This window comes from Ancylobacter sp. TS-1 (assembly GCF_009223885.1).
Taxonomy (GTDB): domain Bacteria; phylum Pseudomonadota; class Alphaproteobacteria; order Rhizobiales; family Xanthobacteraceae; genus Ancylobacter.
Genome location: NZ_CP045144.1, coordinates 894,918 through 909,210 on the forward strand (window position 1 = coordinate 894,918; position 14,293 = coordinate 909,210).

Annotated in this window: 17 protein-coding genes, 1 tRNA gene, 1 pseudogene and 1 riboswitch; of the genes and pseudogenes, 10 read left to right on the forward strand and 9 right to left on the reverse strand. The window is 67.7% G+C overall.

Annotated features, from left to right (window positions below):
- Positions 1-18: 18 nt before the first annotated feature.
- The 4 genes and pseudogenes from GBB76_RS04405 to GBB76_RS04415 all read right to left on the reverse strand — a co-directional run bounded on the left by GBB76_RS04405 (position 19) and on the right by GBB76_RS04415 (position 2,854).
- Complete coding sequence (locus GBB76_RS04405) at positions 19-1,860, reverse strand: DDE-type integrase/transposase/recombinase (protein WP_246669038.1); 1,842 nt, start codon at positions 1,858-1,860, stop codon at positions 19-21.
- Positions 1,861-2,160 (reverse strand): annotated as a pseudogene (locus GBB76_RS19010) (DNA-binding protein); the annotation flags it as partial.
- Entirely contained in the window at positions 2,157-2,645 is a 489-nt protein-coding gene (locus tag GBB76_RS04410; RefSeq protein WP_152302166.1) for a hypothetical protein, read from the reverse strand. The pseudogene GBB76_RS19010 and the gene GBB76_RS04410, both read right to left, overlap by 4 nt.
- A 2-nt stretch (positions 2,646-2,647) precedes the next feature.
- The gene (locus GBB76_RS04415) at positions 2,648-2,854 is read right to left on the reverse strand and encodes a hypothetical protein (RefSeq protein WP_152302167.1); all 207 of its coding nucleotides are present in this window, start codon (positions 2,852-2,854) and stop codon (positions 2,648-2,650) included.
- 178 nt (positions 2,855-3,032) lie between these two features.
- On the opposite strand from GBB76_RS04415, the gene GBB76_RS04420 reads away from it, so the two are divergent.
- A complete protein-coding gene (locus GBB76_RS04420; protein WP_152302168.1) occupies positions 3,033-3,428 on the forward strand; it encodes a hypothetical protein in 396 nt (131 codons plus the stop codon).
- 72 nt (positions 3,429-3,500) lie between these two features.
- On the opposite strand, the gene GBB76_RS04425 is transcribed toward GBB76_RS04420, so the two are convergent.
- The 4 genes from GBB76_RS04425 to GBB76_RS19015 are packed head-to-tail and all read right to left on the reverse strand — an operon-like array spanning position 3,501 to position 4,549.
- Positions 3,501-3,773: a hypothetical protein gene (locus GBB76_RS04425; protein ID WP_152302169.1), complete on the reverse strand. Its 273-nt coding sequence runs from the start codon at positions 3,771-3,773 to the stop codon at positions 3,501-3,503.
- Complete coding sequence (locus GBB76_RS04430; RefSeq protein ID WP_152302170.1) at positions 3,770-4,111, reverse strand: DDE-type integrase/transposase/recombinase; 342 nt, start codon at positions 4,109-4,111, stop codon at positions 3,770-3,772. Before GBB76_RS04430 ends, GBB76_RS04425 begins: the two co-directional genes overlap by 4 nt.
- An 8-nt stretch (positions 4,112-4,119) precedes the next feature.
- On the reverse strand, positions 4,120-4,263 hold the full coding sequence (locus GBB76_RS18620) for a hypothetical protein (RefSeq protein ID WP_162375477.1): 144 nt from the start codon (positions 4,261-4,263) through the stop codon (positions 4,120-4,122).
- On the reverse strand, positions 4,247-4,549 hold the full coding sequence (locus GBB76_RS19015; RefSeq protein WP_152302171.1) for a helix-turn-helix transcriptional regulator: 303 nt from the start codon (positions 4,547-4,549) through the stop codon (positions 4,247-4,249). The genes GBB76_RS18620 and GBB76_RS19015 overlap by 17 nt, the downstream gene beginning before the upstream one ends.
- A 239-nt stretch (positions 4,550-4,788) precedes the next feature.
- Between GBB76_RS19015 and GBB76_RS04440 the strand changes: the two genes are divergently transcribed.
- Together GBB76_RS04440 and GBB76_RS04445 are read left to right on the forward strand one after the other, a co-directional pair.
- Positions 4,789-5,289, forward strand: coding sequence for a helix-turn-helix domain-containing protein (locus GBB76_RS04440; RefSeq protein WP_152302172.1), 501 nt, complete (start codon positions 4,789-4,791; stop codon positions 5,287-5,289).
- Positions 5,290-5,373: 84 nt separating this feature from the next.
- Positions 5,374-5,895, forward strand: a complete 522-nt coding sequence (locus GBB76_RS04445) for a hypothetical protein (protein WP_152302173.1) — start codon at positions 5,374-5,376, stop codon at positions 5,893-5,895.
- 270 nt (positions 5,896-6,165) lie between these two features.
- On the opposite strand, the gene GBB76_RS04450 is transcribed toward GBB76_RS04445, so the two are convergent.
- Positions 6,166-6,255: transfer RNA gene (locus GBB76_RS04450), tRNA-Ser, on the reverse strand.
- Positions 6,256-6,470: 215 nt separating this feature from the next.
- A riboswitch (cobalamin riboswitch) is annotated at positions 6,471-6,706 on the forward strand.
- Between the two features lie 35 nt (positions 6,707-6,741).
- Here GBB76_RS04450 and GBB76_RS04455 point away from each other — a divergent pair.
- From GBB76_RS04455 to GBB76_RS04485, 7 genes are all read left to right on the forward strand, one after another.
- Positions 6,742-7,419, forward strand: coding sequence for an energy-coupling factor ABC transporter permease (locus GBB76_RS04455; RefSeq protein ID WP_152302174.1), 678 nt, complete (start codon positions 6,742-6,744; stop codon positions 7,417-7,419).
- Between the two features lie 307 nt (positions 7,420-7,726).
- Positions 7,727-8,794: a septal ring lytic transglycosylase RlpA family protein gene (locus GBB76_RS04460; RefSeq protein WP_152302175.1), complete on the forward strand. Its 1,068-nt coding sequence runs from the start codon at positions 7,727-7,729 to the stop codon at positions 8,792-8,794.
- Between the two features lie 125 nt (positions 8,795-8,919).
- On the forward strand, positions 8,920-10,164 hold the full coding sequence (locus GBB76_RS04465) for a D-alanyl-D-alanine carboxypeptidase family protein (RefSeq protein ID WP_152302176.1): 1,245 nt from the start codon (positions 8,920-8,922) through the stop codon (positions 10,162-10,164).
- A 53-nt stretch (positions 10,165-10,217) separates the two neighbouring features.
- Positions 10,218-10,895 carry a dTMP kinase gene (tmk, locus tag GBB76_RS04470; RefSeq protein ID WP_246669039.1) on the forward strand — a complete coding sequence of 226 codons (678 nt, stop codon included), beginning with the start codon at positions 10,218-10,220 and terminating at the stop codon, positions 10,893-10,895.
- Positions 10,892-11,926, forward strand: coding sequence for a DNA polymerase III subunit delta' (locus GBB76_RS04475; protein WP_152302178.1), 1,035 nt, complete (start codon positions 10,892-10,894; stop codon positions 11,924-11,926). The genes tmk and GBB76_RS04475 overlap by 4 nt, the downstream gene beginning before the upstream one ends.
- A gap of 36 nt (positions 11,927-11,962) precedes the next feature.
- The gene (metG, locus tag GBB76_RS04480) at positions 11,963-13,519 is read left to right on the forward strand and encodes a methionine--tRNA ligase (RefSeq protein ID WP_152302179.1); all 1,557 of its coding nucleotides are present in this window, start codon (positions 11,963-11,965) and stop codon (positions 13,517-13,519) included.
- Entirely contained in the window at positions 13,516-14,289 is a 774-nt protein-coding gene (locus GBB76_RS04485) for a TatD family hydrolase (protein ID WP_152302180.1), read from the forward strand. The genes metG and GBB76_RS04485 overlap by 4 nt, the downstream gene beginning before the upstream one ends.
- Positions 14,290-14,293 lie beyond the last annotated feature (4 nt).

Here is a 14,293-nt window from a genome sequence, read left to right on the forward strand (position 1 = left end):
GTCTCCTTCAATTCGACTTCAAAGCCCGGCTTCGGCCGGGTTTTCTTCTTCCAGCGGGTCGCCCCAGGTGGCAGCGAACCCGCGATATTCCGGCCCGGCGCGGTAGCCGCCGAGCCAGAGCGCGTCCTCGGGATTGACCTGCTGTCCGGCCTTGATCCGCCGCGCGATGGCTTCCGCGCGCTTCCAGCGGTCATGCGAGGTTTCGGCGCGGCGCAACGGGGCGACGTTCTCCTCGGCGAGCAGCTGGCGCTGCATGTCGAGCACCGAGGGGGCGACGGGTTGCGGTGCGGCGGGCGTCGCGGCGTCCAGCGCGGCTCCAAGGGCGGGCGTGGTGTGGGCCTCGTCGCGCTTCGGGAAGGCGATCAGCGTTGCCGCCTGTGCCTCGCCGTGCCGCATTGCCGCGTCCGCGAAGTCGCGCGGCTTGAATTTCACCTTGCGAAGCTCGGCCGTGCGCTCGGCCATGAACGCCTTCTGCGCCGCCTGCGCCCGCTTCACCGCCTCGGCCGGATCGACGCCGGCGAGCTCGGGGGCGATGGCTTCGGCGAGGAAGGTCTCTCCGGCGCGGTCGAACAGATAGGCGCGGCCCATATCGGCCGGGTCCATGCGCACCAGCACCTCGGTGCCCGGCATGACGCCGGCAGCGATGTAGAGCGTGCGGTCGATGGCGACGCCTTCCTTCCCCACCACGCGCAGGCCATCCCGGCCGGCGATCGGCGCGAGCAGCATGTCGAGGGCGCGGATATCGACGCGGCGGATCGGCGTCCGGTCGGCGCTGGCCACCTGAAACGGCGTGGCGCCGGAAAGTCCGTCATGCGGGCGGTTGGCGTAACGGCCGGAGGCCCAGCGGTCGCAATAGTCCTGCAATTCCGCCGGCGTCAGGTCGACCGAGAACGCCTTGTCGACGTCGGCGCCGAGCCGCTGGGCGAACGCCTTGCGGCCCTCGATGGCCTTGCGGTCGGCGACAGAGTGTCCGACGAAGCCCGGCAGCGTGCGCATGAGATCGCGCTGCATGGTGCCGATGGCACGTTCCACCGTGCCCTTCTGCCAGGGCGAGAAGGGCGCGGAGAGCTCCACCTCGATGCCGAGGCTGGCCATCACCCGCTGGGTGTATTTCGCGACGAAGTCGGAACCGTTGTCGGTCTTCACCCGCTCCGGCACGCCCCATTCGAGGATGGCGCGACGCATGAGCAGGCCCACGGCGGCGGCGAGGGGCGTCTTGGTGACGAGGATGATGATCCGACGCGAGAACACGTCGACGGCGACATAGACGCTGTGGCGACCGTCCTTCGTCAGCACGTCGGCCGGCGAGGCGTCGATGGTCCAGAGTTCGTTGCAGCGGCTGACGAGATGGGCCGACCGGCCGGAAACCCGCAGCTTGTTCTTGAACGCGTCGGGGTCGGTGAGCGCGAGAAGCTCGGCGGAATAGGTCTCTCGCCAACCCTTCAACGCCATTTGAAAGGTGCGGACGGACGGAACCGGCGCCAACGCGTCGCCCATGTCGAGGCGCGCGCCGAAGCGGTCGATGATGACCACGCGGATGTGGTCGGCCGACAGATACGGGTTCTTCGCCATCGCGGCGAGGATGGTGTTGCGCACCTCGCCGCCATTGGCGACGTCGAGCACGCCGCGATTGCGCCGCGCGGCGCCCTTGTCGACCGCAAGCCGGTGCGTCTCACCGGCCTTACGGACAGCCCGCCACCGGCACAGAGTAGCGCGGGAGATTGACTTCACCGCAGCACGCACCCACGGGGCCACGTTGATCTCGGAAGCCTCATATGCTGCACAGAACCGGGCGTCCGCCTCACGGCCCGAAAGCCCGCTGTCGGCGGTGAAGCGGTCGAGCGCGGCGAGCAGAGCCAACCGCGCATCCCGCTGCTCGGCGGCAGTCGACGAAAGGTGCTGCGCTTCCGGCTCGGCGGCGGCAGCGGCGGCCAACGAGTGCGGCAAGTTGACAGCCGCAATCCGGCGTCGGGCGAATTCGGTGCGAGCCGGCTCTGGCAGCGCCGAGAGTGGGTACTCTCGCCCACCGCCGGAAGCGTCGCGCGAACGAAGCGGCCACTTATCGGTCTTCGCTCGCCGGATAAGGCCACTTTCGCTACCCGGCAGCCCCGGCAAATTCTCCGCTGCCCATCCCGCTGCCGTCTTCCAGACCTCGGTCATCGGCCGCGCCTCGCGGCTTCGCGCTCAGCCCACGCCAGTGCACCCTGCGGCAATGAGCGTTTGAGGGCCTCTTTGCGTTCGCGGATGCGCTTTTCCTTCAGCTCCAGCATCATGAGTTCGCCCAGTGCCGCCGCCTCGCTGGGCACCACGCGATGGTCGCAGGCCTCTGCCACGACGGTGAGCAGGCGAGCGTCGTCGGTGACGCGGATCAGGGCCGGCAGGGATTCCAGCGGAAACCGCCACTCCTCGGCGCTAGGCGCGCAATAGCGATCGAGCATGGCCTTACTGATCTCGCGGTCGGGATCCAGCCGGCTCATTTCGGCGGCAACGGCGAAGCGATCGAGCCCCTTCGCCTCCCTCGCCACGGCCAGCGTCTCCACCAACGCCTCGCGCAGGCGCAGGCCGAAGCCGGCGAGGCTCGCCGGAGGCTGCGGCAGGTCGAAGAAATTCGCCTGCGCGGGGTCGTGGATGGGGCGGCGGGCCATTCTCAGCGACCCCTCCCGTGCGCCACGGCATCGTCGGCGGCCACTTCTCGCAGGATCGAGGCGGCACACTCGGCGCAGCCGAGGCCCGATACCTCGGCCATCTCGGCAAGGCGATCGAACGTCTCGATATCGAGGTTCACGACGACACGGCGCGTCGCCGGAGCGGTCGCGCGCACATCCTTCCAGGACCAGACGGGACGCTTCGTCATCGCGCTACCCCCCCCCCTGGGGGGCACGGAAAGAGGCGCCGGGCGGGCGACGCGAGACACGCCCGCCCGGCAGTTTGGCTCAGGGAGGTTGCGGGTAGCCCCGCCGCCCCACCACTGGCGCAGGTGGCGCGCTTCCCCGATGCTCAGAGGTGCGAAAACCGAGTCGGGGGAAGAGGAAATGGCAGAGGAAGAAGAGCGCACGATCAACGCCATCATGGCGACAGAAGTCGGTCCGGTCGTTCCCCAGGATGACGGGACCGTCTTGGTGGTGCTCAAGCACGAGGGCGGGGAGTTCGGCGTGCTGCTGAAGCCTGAGTTTGCCGACGAACTGACGGGCGCTCTCATCGAGTGCCCCCAGTCTGGCCATCACGCAGCTTTCGGCTCGGGCGAGGAACACGTAGTGGACGTGTCCGAGCACCTAGTAGAGCAGGTAGATTCTGATGCTTATGTGTTTCAGATAGCGTCAGAGACCGGAACGAAACTGACGTTTCGGATGGGCACCCGTCGTTTGCGTCGCATACGAGATGGGATGACGGCTCAACTCGCGCGGAAGCAAATGAAGGCACGTCAATGACGACGCCTCCGCGCAGTATCGTGACGCGAGAGACAGCGCCGACGAACGCGCCGTCTAGGAGAAGCACACCGATCATGCCGCGCTCCCGAACTCGGCCGGGATCGGCATCGCGCGCCACAGCGGGGCGAGAGCGGGACGCTTGAGCGCCGGTGAGGTGTTGAGCCAGAGCGCCAGTCCGCGCGCGATGTCCGCGTCGGTCAGCACCAGCACGCTGTGGCGGTTGACGGCCTCGCCGATCAGCATGGTGGCCCCGGCGACCGCGTCGGGATCGATGGTGACGGCGCCGCTCCAATAGATGCAGCCGGAGCGGTGGTCGGGCTCGGGGCGGCCGATGACGTACATCATGGCGCCACCTTGCGCAGGGCGCGCTCAGCGGGTGTTGCGGTCTCCGTCCGTTGGGTGGACAGGCGCTCAACCGTCACGCCGAAGTCGGTCAGCAGATCCTCGGGCAAATTGCAGCCGGCGTCGGCGCGAAGGCGGGCCGGCGCCCCCCAAAGGTCGAAGGCGAGGGAAAGTGCTGAGCGAACGGCAGTATCTTGCGAACTGCGGGTGGAGTGGCCGCGCGGGGTGCGGGAACCCGCGTCAATGATGATGGCAATCCACGGCCGGTGGCCATTGGACAGGGCGTCGAGCGGGGCGGCGTCGACAACCCAACATTCGTGGTGGCGCGGCGTCTTGTTCATCACGGCGCTCACCACTGGCCGGCCAGCGCGACCATGCGCGCGATGCCGATGACGAGGGTGGCGACGACGAGCGCGTTGATGATCGCGGCGTCACGGGATCTGACAGTCGCGCGGCGGCTTTTGCCGGCGGCGGGGCTACGCGGCAGCGTCATTTTCACAATGACCTCCGTCAGGGCGGGAGATAGATTGAACGGGTGAACGGATGACGCGCGGCCGGCGGCTCTCGTAGCGGCTCGGCCAGATCTGCCGGGGGGAAAGGCCGAGAGCCTCGGCGATGGCCATCTCCCCGTGGAAGTTGGGCGTGCGGCAGGCGTGACGGCACGCATGCACAGGCAGGCCGTAGGCAAGAGATAGGGCGACAAGGCTGCCATACCGGGTCTTCCGGACGGCGGCCTTGATGTCCTCGGGATGCCAGTCGCGCGAGCTTCGTTTACGCATGGAGGGCCTTGGAAGCCCGGTCCTGACCGGCCGGGCTTTTTAGGGGGTGATTTGCTTCGGTTCGGAGGGAAGATGTCACCATTATTGGTGATTTGCAAATCTAATTTCAGCGTCAGCCCTGCGCCGGCTGCACGACGCATCGAATGTCAGGTTAACCGATTGATATTTAAATGCATTTCTAACAATTTGACGAGGTCAGACCTATGCCGGCACTCGGTCAGACCCGATGGAGCACAGGGATGACGAGTGAGGTCGGCAACACCGATTTCGGATCGCGATTCGCTGATATCAGAAAGGCGCTCAACATTCCGAACGCTACGGCAATGTCGAAACACCTAGGAATTGGCGTAAATGCCTGGCGAACCTACGAAGAGGGAGGGGGGACGCCGAGCTGGGCCACCCTCATGAAACTGGTCGATCTCGGCTTTAGTCTGGATTGGATATTTACGGGCAAGGGCGGCATGCGCACCGATCATCCCGGTAAGCCGGGAATGCGGATCGATCGAGATCTCATGGCGCGCGTCACGGACATGATCGCCCGCACTTACAAGGACATGGGCGCAGCCATCTCGCCGGCTGACCTTGGGCGCCTATCTATCGAGAATTATGCGGAAATCCTGCGCGATGCCGAGGATGCGGACGATTACGAAGCCCAGGTGCTTCTGGCCGGAAATCGTCTCCGGCGCCTGCTGAAGGAGGCCAAACCCGGCTCCGGCAAACGCTCGGCCTCCGTATCGTAAAAGTACTTCTGCTTGCCACGGCACCCCAAATGGTTGCACGGTCGGCCGCATGGCTTCAGCCGTTTTTTTGGATTGGATACGGTAATGGTTAACCGTCGCATCTCCGCATCGCAGAGGTTCTTGTGCGCTATTGCGGTCTGGATTTTCGCTGCCCCAGCACTTGCGGGAGATCTTGGCGGCACGCCTGCCGAGTTTGGCGCACAATTCAACAAGGTCGCGTCATCCGCCGGCCTGAAGCTCCGGGTCGCTAAATCGAAGTGCCGGGACGAAGGAAAACTTGTCTGCGCCTTCAGCAGCGGGGATGGGCTTGTTATTCTCGCATCATCGGAAGCGGGCTCAACGTCGGTGCGGCGCGTTAATCTATTTCTGGACGCCGCCGCGATATCCGATAAGACCTCTGGCGCCCTGGAATACATCACGGGACTGGGTGTTCTGATGATGATCTACGCCCCCAAGGCCAACAAGACAGAGCGCGGCATTGTGGTTAGGTCGCTGGCTCGCGCCGGTCAGTCAGGGGCTCCTGTCGAAGAGTTCCTCCACGACACGCGCTTCGAGGCGCGTGTGCTGCCTGAGCAAGGATTGTGGGTGACGGTCGACCGGCCCTAGCGGCGCGGCGCGCCTTCGATAGCATCGATGCTGATCTCATTCGATCCTTCGCGGCGCCTCGGCGGGCGTTTTCGGTCTCATCCGATCCTTCGTGCAGAGTTTCCCAGTAGCGCCCGCTCAAACCCTTACGGTGTCGGCATTTCCCGGCCGTTCCCGCCTAATCCCGCCTAGTCCCCACGGTCTCATCCGATCCTTCGGGTAACATCTCTCCGAGCGGGTCGCCAGGGTCTAACCGTCGTAGACTCATAACGCTGCACTAATAACGCGTTATGGCGGAAGGGGTGGGATTCGAACCCACGGTGGGCTTGCACCCACGGCGGTTTTCAAGACCGCTGCCTTAAACCACTCGGCCACCCTTCCCGATGCCTGAGCGCCCTTTTTTCGAAACTCGGCGCGTTTGGCAAGCAGATCACGTCCGGTCATGTGCGGGGCGCCCTGCCGGAACGGTCCCGGGGGCTTCGGGAATTGCCGGAGAGGCCGGCCGCCCGTCAACGGAAGCGCCGTCTCCGGCGCCGCCGAGACGCGCGAGGCGGATAAGTATGGCAGCTCGCTTGACACGCCCCGCCCGAGCGGGCGTGGTAGCCGCGCAACATGGTGCCCGGGCAGACCACTGTCCGGGTGAAACGGGAACGGGGAAGGGCGCGACGGCCGCAAGGTCCATCGCCCGAAGCCCCGACCGCCCCCGCGACTGTAAGCGGAGAGCGGCCTTCCACGACGCCACTGGCGCCGGTCCGCGAGGACGGTGCCGGGAAGGCGGAAGGCTTGCCGTGACCCGCGAGTCAGGAGACCGGCCATGTGCACAGGCCCAACCGCACGCCGTCGGGTGAGACGGCAAAGGAGCACGACATGCATATCGAACCCGGCCTCGTGGCCGAAGGAAAGATCTGGCTGAGCTATGTGACGGCGGCAGGTGCCGGCGGCTACGCGCTCAAGCTGGCGGCCGACGCCGTGCGCGAGCGCGGCATCGTCTCGCTGGTCGCCCGCAGCATCGCGACGACGGTGCTCGTCTTCGCGTTCTTCGAAATGCTGCCGCATCATCCGGTCGGCGTTTCCGAGGTGCATCTCATCCTCGGCTCGACGCTGTTCCTCATCTTCGGCGTGGCGCCCGCCGCCATCGGCCTGGCGGCCGGCCTCGCCATCCAGGGCATCTTCTTCGCGCCCTTCGACCTGCCGCAATACGGCATGAACGTCACCACGCTGCTCGTGCCGCTCTTCGCGCTCACCGCGCTGGCGCACCGGGTCATCGCCCCCGACACGCCCTATGTGCAGCTCAAGTACCGTCAGGCGCTCGCGCTCTCCACCACCTATCAGGCGGGCATCGTCGTGTGGGTGGCCTTCTGGGCCTTCTACGGCCACGGTTTCACCGCCGAGAACGCCGCCTCGATCCTCTCCTTCGGCGCCGCCTACATGCTCGTCATCCTGGTCGAGCCGCTGGTCGATCTCGCCGTTCTGGCCGCCGCCAAGGCGCTGTATGGCCTGAAGGGCAGCCCGCTGTTCGAGCGCCGGCTCTACAACGCGGCCTGAGCATCGCCCTCGGGCGCCGGGAAGCGCGCGCTTCCCGGCGCCTCATTCGCGCCTCGCGGCGATTTCGCGGCCATTTGCCGCCGGCCAAAGCGGGTGCGTACCCGATTGCCTTTTCCCCACCGTCACTTACGCTTCGTTCACCATGCCGAGAGATGCGCCGCATTTTCGCCTCACTCGGACAGCCTCTTTGACGACATGTAGTGGGATCGGCGGTATGTTTCCGACGATCTTGGGTGAAGTGCGCTCTTTCCGATTCGTGCTTTCGAGGCATGGCAAGGGCAGGGCGCTCACGAAGTGGTCGGGGTGCATGGGGACGAATCCAGCTCTTGCGCGTGAGGGTCTTGCGCGGGTCGCGGAGATCGGCGCGGTGGGCCTTGCCAGCCGGCTCGGGCGTGTCGTCCTGCTGTGCAGCATCGGCCTTGTCGTCGCGAACTGCAACGGCACCTCGAAACTCTCCAGCAAGATCGATCCCCGCTACGGCGTCGCGGCCAGCCCGCGTGTCGTCGAGGCCGGACAGCCTGTTCCCAAGGGCGGCGGCACCTATCGCGTCGGCAAGCCCTATGTGGTCGCCGGCAAGACCTATGTTCCGACCGAGCCGAAGAACTATCGCACCGAGGGTCTCGCCTCTTGGTATGGCGACGACTTCCACGGCCGCCTCACCGCCAATGGCGAAGTCTTCGACATGCACTCCATCGCTGCGGCTCATCCGACGCTGCCGATGCCGTCCTATGTGCGCGTGACCAATGTGGACAACGGCCGCTCCATGGTCGTGCGCGTCAATGATCGCGGGCCCTATCACGGCAACCGCGTGATCGACGTCTCCCAGCGTGCCGCCGACCTTCTCGGCTTCAAGCACCGGGGCACCGCCCGCGTGCGGGTGGAATATGTCGGCCGCGCGCCGCTGGAAGGCTCCGACGACATCCAGCTCGCCTCCACGCTGCGCCAGAACGGCAAGCCGGCCGAGATGCCCGCCGTCATGGTGGCGTCCGCCGGTCCGGTTCGCGGCACGATGGCCGCCGCCCCGCTGCCGCCGAGCCGGCCCTACGATCTCGGCGACGAGCCGGGCGAGCAGGTGGCGCAGGCGCCCGAAGCGATCGTCGCCCCGGTCCGCGTCGCCACCAAGCCGCGCCCGGCCGCCATTGCCGCAGCAGCACCTGCGCCGCGCCAGCCGGTCGCCGTCGCCCCGGTGGCCCGCACCGCGCCGACCAAGCCGGTTCAGGTCGCCAGCCTGCAAGCGCCGGCACGTATCGCCGCTCCGGCTCCCGCCCCCAAGGGCGGCGCCCCCACCGGCTGGACGGTCGGCGCACAGCCGGTCATGGGCTATGCCTCGACCGGCGCCGAAGGCTCGCTCGACGCGGGTCGCGGCCTCTACTGAGCGTTGCCGACGTCCTCATCATGGCGGATATGAACGCCCGGCGCCGCCTCCGCGACGACGGGCGCATTGCCGCGATCGGCAGCGGCTGCTAACTCTGCCCTCTGACGGGGGAGGGGTTGTCGAGCATGTTGCGCATCATTCGCCCGGACCGGAATTGCGACGTTGCGGCAGTGCCGTATCGGCGGCTGCGCGGCGTGCTGCTGGCGGCCGGCCTGGCGTTTGCCGCTCTCATCCCCGCCGCCGGCCCGCTCGGCGCGCAGACCCAGCCCGACATCGCCGCGCCTCAGGCCATATTGATGGACTTCGAGAGCGGCTCCGTGCTGTTCGAGCGCGCCGCCGATACGTCCAGCCCGCCGGCCAGCATCGCCAAGCTGATGACCATGGCGGTCGTCTTCCGGGAGATCGCCGAAGGCCGCCTGTCGCAGGACCAGGAATTCAAGGTCAGCGAATATGCCTGGCGGCGCGGCGGCGCGCCTTCCGGCGGTGCCACCATGTTCGCCGGGGTCAACACCCACATCAAGGTTTCCGACCTGCTGCGCGGCGCGATCATTCCCTCGGGCAATGACGCGGCAATCGTGCTGGCGGAAGGCATTTCCGGCAATGAACTCGCCTTCACGGTGAAGATGAACGCCGAGGCCAAGCGGCTCGGCCTCACCGGCTCGACCTTCGTCAATGCCAGCGGCCTTGCCGATCCCGACCAAAAGTCGACGCCGCGCGACATGGCCAAGACCGCCATGCACATCATCGGCGCCTATCCCGAGCTGTACCGCATCTACAGCGAGCCGGACTTCCTCTGGAACAAGATCCGCCAGAGCAACCGCAACCCGCTGCTCGGCATGAGCCTGGGTGCCGACGGCTTCGTCACCGGCTACCAGAAGGAAGGCGGCTTCAACCTCGTCGGCTCGGCGATCCAGAACGGGCAGCGGCTGATTGTCGTCATCATGGGCTCGAAGAGCGAGAAGGAGAGGGCGGAGGACGCGCGCAAGCTGCTCGAATGGGGCTTCCGCTCCTTCGAATCCCGCCTTCTGTTCGAGCCCGGCCAGATCATCGGCGAGGCCACGCTGTATGGCGGCGAGCGCGGCGGCGCGCCGCTGACCAGCCCGAACCCGATCCGCGTGCTGATCTCGCGCAATGGCGACGACAAGCTCGTCGCCCGCATCCGCTTCGAAGGCCCGATCCCCGCCCCGGTGGAGAAGGGCGCCGAACTCGCCCGCCTGTTCGTCTATCGGGGCGACCAGATCGCACTCGAAGTGCCGCTGGTCGCGGCGGACTCCGTGCCGGAGGGCCCGCTGTGGCGCCGCGCCATGGACGGCGCCTATGAGCTTGTGGTGAGCCTGCTGCGCCAGGGCTACGCCAAGCTGACAGGCTGAGCATGAACGCCGCGAGGTCACGGGGCCGGATCGCTCAGGTTCACCCGCCCGTCGTGCGGGAGCCAGCACCTGCGGCGCCCGGCCGTTTCATCACCTTCGAGGGTGGCGAGGGCGCGGGAAAATCGACGCAGGTGCGCCGCCTGCGCGAGCGCCTCGGCGCCCTCGGCATCGACGCTGTCGCAACGCGCGAGCCGGGCGGCTCGACCGGCGCCGAGATCGTACGCCACCTCATCCTTTCCGGCGCCGCCAAGCCGCTCGGCCCGCTCGCCGAGGCCGCGCTGTTCGCCGCTGCCCGTGCCGACCACCTCGACGCCACCATTCGGCCGGCGCTGGAGCGCGGCAGCTGGGTCATCTGCGACCGCTTCGCCGACTCGACCCGCGTCTATCAGGGCGTGCTCGGCAATGTGGACCCACGCCTGATCGCCGAGCTGGAAGCCGTCACCGTCGGCGAGACGCGGCCCGACCTGACCCTGGTGCTCGACCTCCCGGCGGAGGAGGGGCTGACCCGCGCCGCCGCGCGCTCGGGCGCCGGTGCCGACCGCTTCGAAAGCGAGAGCCTGAGCTTCCATCGCAGCCTGCGCGACGCCTTCCGCAACCTCGCCGCCCGCGAGCCGGAGCGTTGCGTGCTGATCGACGCCCGCGCCGACATCGACACGGTGGCGGAAGAAGTGTGGCGTGCCGTCGCCGACCGCCTTCAGCCGCCGGCCCCGGCCGGGATCGGCCCGACATGAGCGAGAGCCTGCCCGAAGGCGACCGCTTCGGCACCGCGCCCACACCGCGCGCGACCCGGCAGCTCATCGGCCATGAGGAGGCGCAGGCCATGGTGCGCACGGCGTGGGACGCCGGCCGCCTGCCGCATGCGCTGCTGATCGGAGGCACCGAGGGCATCGGCAAGGCAACGCTGGCCTACGCCATCGCCCGCTTCGTGCTCGCTGGCGGCGCTGCGCCCGCCCGCTCCATCGCGGTCGATCCCGATCACCCGGCGGCGCGCCAGATCACGGCGCTGTCCCATCCCGACCTGCTGGTGCTGCGCCGCACGCCGAACGACAGCGGCAAGCTGCCGGCGATGATCCCGGCCGAGACGGTGCGCCGTGTGCGCAGCTTCTTCGGCTCGACCGCGGCCCTTGGCGGCTGGCGCGTGTGCATCGTCGATACTCTGGACGAGATGAACGCGCAGGGTGCCAACGCGCTGCTCAAGACGCTGGAGGAGCCGCCGGCCCGCTCGCTGTTCCTGCTGGTCAGCCACGCACCGGGCAGGTTGCTGCCGACCATCCGTTCGCGCTGCCGCAGCGTGCTGCTGCGCCCGCTCGCGAGCGAGCAGGTGGTCGAGGCTCTGGAGGGCCTCGCCGACGCCATGCCCGAGCTGGACCGCACCCGTTTCGAGGAGGCGGCGCAGGCGTCCGGCGGCAGCGTGCGCGAGGCACTGACGCTTCTCGCCGGCGACGGGCTCGCGGTGCGCAACGCGACGGCCGTGCTGCTCGACGCGCTGCCGCAGGTTGACGCCAAAGCCTTGCATGCGCTCGGGGAAAAGCTTCAGGGCGACCGGGGAGGGGCGCTCGACAGCTTCGTCGGCACGGTGGAGGAATGGCTCAGCGACCACGCCACCGGGCGGCGCCAGTCGGCCGGGGTGCGCCTTGCGCGCCTGCCGGAGGTGTGGGACAAGGTTCGCCGCGCCGCGGTCGACGCCGATGTCTATAATCTCGATCGCAAGACCCTCGTTTTCAGGATCTTCGCGTCGCTCAACGAGGCCGTGCGCCCCTGACCGCGCGGGGGTCCGGCCGTTCCGCAGGTAACGACCTTGAAACCCGCCTTCTACATCACGACGGCCATCGACTACCCCAACGGCTCGCCCCATATCGGCCACGCCTATGAGAAGATCGCCTCCGACGCCCTCGCCCGCTTCAAGAAGCTCGACGGCTACGACGTGTTCTTCCTCACCGGCACCGACGAGCACGGGCTGAAGATGGCGCAGACGGCGGAGAAGCAGGGACTCGCGCCGATCGACTGGGCGACGAAGAACGCCACGCGCTTCAAGGAGATGGATGCGCTTCTCGGCGTCGATTACGACCGCTTCATCCGCACCACGGACGAAGATCACGTCGTCTCCTCGCAGGCGATCTGGCGGAAGATGGTCGAGAGCGGCGACATCTATCTCGGCGCCTATTCCGGCTGGTACTCGGTGCGCGACGAGGCTTATTACGCCGAGAACGAGACCACCGTGAACCCCGACGGCGTGCGCCTCGGCCCGCAGGGCACGCCAGTCGAGTGGACCGAGGAGAAGAGCTACTTCTTCCGCCTCTCGGCCTATCAGCAGACGCTGCTCGACTATTACGACGCCCACCCGGACTTCATCCGCCCCGAGGTGCGCCGCAACGAGGTGACGAGCTTCGTGAAGGGCGGGCTGCAGGATCTCTCGATCAGCCGCACCACCTTCACCTGGGGCATCCCGGTGCCGGACGACCCGGCGCATGTGATGTATGTGTGGGTCGACGCGCTCACCAACTACATCACCGGCGTGGGCTATCCCGACACCGGCAGCGCCTCGTTCAAGCGCTTCTGGCCGGCGGACCTGCACATCATCGGCAAGGACATCATCCGCTTCCACGCGGTTTACTGGCCGGCCTTCCTGCTCTCCGCCGGGCTGGAGCCGCCGAAGACCGTCTTCGCGCATGGCTTCATCCATAATCGCGGGGAGAAGATGTCGAAGTCGGTCGGCAACGTCATCGACCCGTTCGACCTCGCCAAAGCCTATGGCGTCGACGCGCTGCGCTACTTCCTGCTGCGCGAGATCCCGTTCGGCCAGGACGGCTCCTACAGCCATGACGCCATCGTCGCGCGCACCAATGCGGACCTCGCCAACGACCTCGGCAACCTCGCCCAGCGCTCGCTCTCGATGATCGCCAAGAACCTCAGTGGCACGCTGCCCGCACCCGGCCCGCTCTCGGACGACGACGCGGCGATCCTCGCCAGTGCCGACGCTATGGGCGCGAAGGTGCGCGAGGCGATGGACATCCAGCAGATCCATCAGGCGCTCGCCGCCATCTGGTCGGTGGTGGCCGACGCCAACCGCTATTTCGCCGCGAGTGCGCCGTGGGAACTGCGCAAGACCGATCCCGAGCGCTTCGGCACCGTGCTGTGGACGACGGCCGAAGTGATCCGGCAGGTGGCGATCCTCGCCCAGCCTTTCATCCCGGTCAGCGCGGCCAAGCTGCTCGACCTGCTGGCGCTCGACGCCGACGCGCGTAGCTTCGCCCGCCTCGGCGCGGCCGGCCGGCTCGAGGGCGGCACCACGCTGCCCGCGCCGGTCGCGGTGTTCCCGCGCTATGTCGAGCCCGAGGCGTCAGCACCGGCATGATCGTCGACAGCCACTGCCATCTCGACTTCCCGGACTTCGCCGCCGAGTTGGACGACGTGGTCGCGAGGGCCCGTGCGGCCGGCGTCGGCCGGCTCGTCACCATTGGCACCCGCGTGCGGCGCGCCGGGCAGGTGAGGGCGATCGCCGAGCGTTTCGACGACGTGTTCTGCTCGGTCGGCACCCATCCGCACAATGCGGGTGAGGAAGCCGACGTGACGCTCGACGAGCTGCTGGCGGAAGCAGATCACCCGAAGGTCGTCGCCATTGGCGAAGCCGGGCTCGACTATCATTACGACACCGCCCCGCGCGAGGCGCAGCACGCCGGATTCCGCCTGCACATTGAGGCGGCGCGGCGCACCGGGCTGCCGCTCGTCATCCACGCACGCGACGCCGACGACGACGTGGCGGCGATACTGGAGGAGGAGAGCGGGAAGGGCGCCTTCGGCTTCGTTCTGCACTGCTTCACCGCTGGGCCCGACCTCGCCCGCCGCGCCGTCGCGCTGGGCGGCTATGTGTCGTTCTCGGGAATCCTGACCTTCAAGTCCGGTGCGCCGCTGCGCGACATCGCCCGCGAACTGCCCGCCGACCGGCTGCTGGTGGAGACGGACGCGCCCTATCTCGCGCCCAATCCGTGGCGCGGCAAGCGCAACGAGCCTTCCTATGTGGTCGAGACCGCCCGTATACTGGGCCAGACGCGCGGCGTTTCGCCCGACGAGATCGCCGCGCTGACGACCGCGAATTTCTTCCGCCTGTTCTCCCGCACTTCCTGAAGGC